The sequence below is a fragment of the Variovorax sp. 01T439_2 genome, assembly GCF_056398445.1.
On record NZ_JBFTPJ010000579.1, the window covers coordinates 1 to 3886 of the forward strand.

The window sequence follows — 3886 nt, forward strand, 5'->3', positions numbered from 1 at the left end:
GGATAAAGCGCGCGTCGCCTTTCGCGCCATCGCGGACGGTCCCGCCGCTTCGCCGTGGATCCGCGCGCTGCGCATCGATCTGGCAACCCGCCTGGAGGATCTGGTCGCGCACTGGGAGGCCTGCACCACGTTGCGCAACGATATCGACGCCGGCATTGCCGGGAACGCGGTGCCGTTGCGGCGCACCGTGGCCCTGGATCGCAGGGTGCTTCACCTGGACAGAGGGCTTGCGCTGCGGTCGGCGATCACTGCGGTGTTGGGCACCTGCCTCTCGTGCGCGCTGTGGATTGCGACGGGCTGGCCCTTCGGATCGGCCATGGCCATGGGCACTGCCGTCTTTTGCAGCTTCTTCGCCACCATGGACGATCCGGTGCCTGCCATGCACAAGTTCATCACGGCGCTGTTGTGGTCGTTGCCGGTGTCGGCTTTTTATGTCCTGGGGGTCATGCCGCTGGCACATGACTTCGGCATGCTGGTGCTGTGCATCGCGCCTGTGTTCTTGGTGGTCGGGTGCTACATGGCACGGCCGGCCAGTTCCTTGTCGGTCCTTGGCATGTTCTTCGGTGTCGCCGGAACGCTCGCCCTTCAAGATACGGCCGCCGCCGATTGGGTGAGCTTCATCAGTTCCAACCTGGCCTTGTTCGTGGGTGCGGTGATCGCGGCCCGCGTCACCGCTCTCATGCGCAGCGTGGGGCGTGACTGGACGGCCAAGCGCATACGCCGCGCGACATGGCACGACCTTGCCGATCTGGCTGCCCATCCGCAGGACGCATCCGCCCGAGACGCCTTTGGCTCACGCATGCTCGACAGGATGGCGCTGTTGGCGCCGCGCGTGGCGCCCGACGGTCCCGAAGCGGTCCAGACCGCGGCACACCGCGCGCTTCGCGAACTGCGTCTGGGGGCAGACATCGCTGCGCTGCAGCGGCATCGCGGCCGCCTTGCGGAAGAACCCGTCAGTCACCTCTTCAGGGAATTGGCCCTCGTCTTCCGCGCCCATGTGGCAGGCGCGCCACCGCGTCATGCCTCGCTGCGGCCGCATATCGATCGGCTGTTGCTTGACGCCCTGACGGCGGGCGCCGAGCGGCCTGCCGTCGCGGCACTCGTGGGCCTTCGACGCAACCTCTTTCCAACCGCTCTGCCTGCGCTCCAACCATGATCGAAGTCAACTTTTTGGGCGTGCAGTTGCCCTGGCTTTTGCTGCTGGCAGCCGGTGCGCTGCCGTGCTCCTGGGCAACGCGCCGCCTGCTGGCCATCGTCGGTGCCTACCGATGGATCTGGCACCCCGCCCTGTTTGACCTGGCGCTGTACGCCCTGGTGCTCTGCACCTTGGCTTCTCTCACCGGCGCAACCGCCGCCTCGTCCTGAAATCCGGACCGCTTGAACCCATGAAATCTGACGCCCTTCCCTTGCCCATCTGGACTTCCCGTCCTGCCCGTCCCGTCGTTCGTCTGTTGGTCACCGTGCTGATGGTGGCTGCAGCCGGCTGGGCAGGCTGGCGCCTCTGGGACCACTATGAACTCGCCCCGTGGACACGCAACGGACGCGTGCGGGCCAATGTCGTGCAAGTCGCTCCTGACGTGTCTGGCATGGTCGCGAATGTGGCGGTGCACGACAACCAGTCCGTTGCCGCTGGCGCCTTGCTGTTCTCGGTGGACAAGGCCCGCTTCGAGCTGGCGCGAGAGCAGGCCCAGGCCGCCGTCGCGACGCAGCGCATCGCGATCAGCAACCAGCGCATCACGCTCGCACAGGCGCAGCGCGAGAGCCAGCGCAATTCCAACCTGGGCGATTTGATCTCGCTGGAAGCTCGCGAGCAGTCGCGCCTGAAGGTGGACCAGGCCAAAGGGGCACTTCAAGCTGCCGAAGCGGCGTTGCGGCAGGCGCAGGTCGCGTTGAATACCTCGACGTTGAACCTGGAGCGCACCCAGGTGCGCGCACCCACCGCGGGGCTGGTCACCAACCTCGACCTGCGCCAGGGCGCCTATGCGAGCGCCGGCCACCCCGTGATGGCGTTGGTCGACGCGGACTCCATCTATGTCGAAGGCTATTTTGAGGAAAACAAGTTGGCTCGGATTCATCAGGGCGACCGTGTGCGAGTCACGCCGATGGGTGGCCCGGCGCTCGATGGCACCGTCGAAAGCATCGCCGCCGCCATCGCTGATCGCGACCGCAGCACCAGCACCAACCTGCTTCCCAGCGTCAATCCCACCTTCAACTGGGTGCGGCTCGCGCAGCGCGTGCCCGTGCGCGTGAAGCTCGACCAGACGTCGTCTGGCACCCGTCTCGTCGCAGGCCAGACGGTCACCGTTGAAATTCTCGAGACCGCTCGGACCACGGCTGTCACGGCCCGAACTTCGGAAAACCGGGGATGACTGCCGTGTATCGACTTCTGGCCACCGTCGCGGCCACAAGCGCGCTGCTCGCCGGTTGTGCCCACGCGCCCGTGGGACCGGACTACGTGCCTCCCGCCCCCTTGTCTTTCGCGCAATCCGCCTCCGCAGGCACCTTCCGATCTGCCGGCGGCCATGCGGCAGACACGGCTCTGCCGCCGCACTGGTGGAGGCTCTACGACGACCGGCAGCTGGACGCGTTAGTCGCACAGGCGCTGGAACACAACACCGACCTGCGGCAGGCTGTGGCCAACCTGGAGCGCGACCAGGCGCTGGCAGCCGAGGTGCACGGACATGAGAGGCCGACGGCGGCGGCCAGCGGTGGTCCCGGCTTCGGGCACGTCTCGGGCTTGAGCCTCCTGCAGCGCGACTACGAACCGCCCAGCCGCGGCACATATAGCGCGGGGGTTTCCTTGTCGTATCAACTGGACCTGTTCGGTCAACTGCGCCGCGCCATCGAAGCGGCCGAGGCCGACACCGGCGCCGCGCAGGCGGCGTTGGACCTTGTACGTGTGAGCGTGGCCGGCAGCGTGGCACATGCCTATGCGCAAGCATGTTCAAGCGGCTATCGCTTGCGCGCAGCGCAGGAGTCGGTTCGTCTGCAGGAAGAGGCGATCCGACTCTCCGAGCGGCTTCAACAAGGGGGCAAGGTCGGGGAGATCGACATTGCACGTGCGCAAGGCCAGTTGGAACAACTACGTGCTGCGCTGCCGCCGCTTCGGGCCCAGCGCCAAGGTGCGTTGTACCGGTTGGCAACACTGACCGGCGCAGCACCTCGCGACTTCCCTGCGGCCGTGGCCACGTGCGAGCAGCCGCCGCGCTTGGCAGGACTGCTTCCGGTAGGAGACGGCGCGGCTCTTTTGCGACGGCGGCCCGACGTTCGCCAAGCGGAACGCAGCTTGGCCGTCGCCACCGCCCGCATCGGCGTGGCAACAGCCGACCTTTACCCCAAGGTGTCGCTGGGCCTCTCGGCCAGCTCGGCGGGCTTCTTGGCAAGATTTGGAAACCGGGAAACACTCAGCTACAGCCTGGGCCCGCTGATCAACTGGACGCTACCCAACACCGGCGTTGCCCGCGCTCGCATCGCGCAGGCCGAGGCGGCCACCCGGGTTGCCGCTGCCCGCTTCGACGGGACCGTACTGACGGCACTGCGCGAGGTCGAAACGGCGCTCGATGTCTACGCGCACGAGTTGGAACGTCATGCTGCGCTCTCGGCCGCGCAAGAGCAAAGTGCCATCGTCGCCCGGCAGGCGCGCAAGCTCTATGTCAACGGCAAGACCGGTCAGCTTGAAGCATTGGATGCCGAGCGCACCCTGGCAGCCAGCGAAGCCGCTCTGGCAACGTCCGCGGCCCTGTTGGCAGAGGATCAAGTCGCCGTATTCATGGCGCTGGGAGGTGGCTGGGAAGCCGATGGGCTCCTCGTGAATGCCGTGCACTAGCGCACGCCTGAGCGTTTCTAAAAGAAAAATGAGACAAGCGGAAATTCCACAACGTCAGTC

The 3886-nt window shown here is 66.5% G+C and carries 4 protein-coding genes; all 4 read left to right on the forward strand.

The window, feature by feature from the left end; all coding sequences use genetic code 11:
* Positions 1-1156, forward strand: a 1156-nt coding sequence (locus AC1DOC_RS23635) for an FUSC family protein (protein WP_478130605.1), incomplete at its 5' end; no start/stop codon positions are given.
* The gene (locus AC1DOC_RS23640; protein WP_478079450.1) at positions 1153-1365 is read left to right on the forward strand and encodes a DUF1656 domain-containing protein; all 213 of its coding nucleotides are present in this window, start codon (positions 1153-1155) and stop codon (positions 1363-1365) included. The genes AC1DOC_RS23635 and AC1DOC_RS23640, both read left to right, overlap by 4 nt.
* 20 nt (positions 1366-1385) lie before the next feature.
* Positions 1386-2369: an HlyD family secretion protein gene (locus AC1DOC_RS23645; protein ID WP_478079449.1), complete on the forward strand. Its 984-nt coding sequence runs from the start codon at positions 1386-1388 to the stop codon at positions 2367-2369.
* On the forward strand, positions 2366-3826 hold the full coding sequence (locus tag AC1DOC_RS23650; RefSeq protein WP_478079448.1) for an efflux transporter outer membrane subunit: 1461 nt from the start codon (positions 2366-2368) through the stop codon (positions 3824-3826). Before AC1DOC_RS23645 ends, AC1DOC_RS23650 begins: the two co-directional genes overlap by 4 nt.
* The last annotated feature ends 60 nt before the right edge of the window (positions 3827-3886 follow it).